Origin of the sequence: Microtetraspora malaysiensis (assembly GCF_001528665.1) — a bacterium.
GTDB classification, from domain to species: domain Bacteria; phylum Actinomycetota; class Actinomycetes; order Streptosporangiales; family Streptosporangiaceae; genus Microtetraspora_A; species Microtetraspora_A malaysiensis.
Map to the genome: position 1 here is coordinate 1 of NZ_BBYJ01000002.1, position 1,006 is coordinate 1,006.

General features: G+C 70.6%; 1 protein-coding gene. It reads right to left on the reverse strand.

Annotation, left to right across the window (positions count from 1 at the left end):
* The coding region (locus AWQ71_RS43100) for a hypothetical protein (protein WP_218001584.1) at positions 1 to 212 on the reverse strand (212 nt) is incomplete at its 3' end.
* Positions 213 to 1,006: the final 794 nt, after the last annotated feature.

Below are 1,006 nucleotides of genomic sequence, written 5' to 3' on the forward strand. Positions count from 1 at the left end.
CGGTTTCTGTTGGTGCGGGAGAGCGCTTCGGGCGGGGTGGAGGGGGAGTTCCGGTTGCCTCGGGAGGCGGGGGCGCGGTTGCGGGCGTTGGTGGATGCGTATGCGAAGCCGCGGGTGGTGGGGGATGAGCGGCCGCTGCGGGTGCGGAACGCGGATGTGTTGATCGCGTTGTTGGAGCAGCAGATCGGTACCGAGTTGCTGGTGTTGATCAACGACGAGTCCCTTCCCGATGACCCTCCCGCCTCTTCACCGGGCGAGACGTCCGGCTCCTCATCAGCGGGAACGCCCACGGCTTCGCGGCCGAAGGCGTCCGACCCTGCGCACTCCGCGACATCCGGCCGCTCGCCCGCCGAGACTCCCGGCCCGACGCGGTCTGAGGCGTCCGACCCCGCGCACTCCGCGACATCCGGCCCTTCGCGCAGCGAGGTGTCCGACTCCACTCCGGCCGGAACGTCCACCTTCTCGGGTGGGCAGGCGTCTGCCGCTTCGTCAGCTGACGTGTCTGGTTCGCCGGAAGGCAGCGCTCACGATGGTGTGCGGCGTGATCGCCCTGCCCGGGACAATGAGCGGCTCGGCCAGAGCGATCAAGATGACACGAGCCGCGAGCAGGACACCCGCAGCCACGGGCGACCCGACCAGAGCGCTGGGCACGACGCAGGGCATCGCCGGGAAACTCACGACGACGGGCGGCGAGATGAAGGCACTCGACGCGACGCGGACGAACGCGGTCAGAGAGCGGAGCGCGGCCAGAGAACGGGCGGCCAGGACACCCGGGCCGGTAGGCCGAACGATCGGCCTGCCCGCGATGGCGAACAGCGCAAACAAGGACCGGGACAAGCACGAGGCCAGGCACAGGCACAGGCACAGAGCCAGAGCCAGGGACGGGGGCGGGGTGCGGACTGGGCGACGCCCGGCGGGCTCATCTCAGGACGCACACTGCCCGGGCTGCTCCTGGCCACCGGACAGCTTCTGCCCGTCACCGACATCCACCGCCTCGCCCAGACCC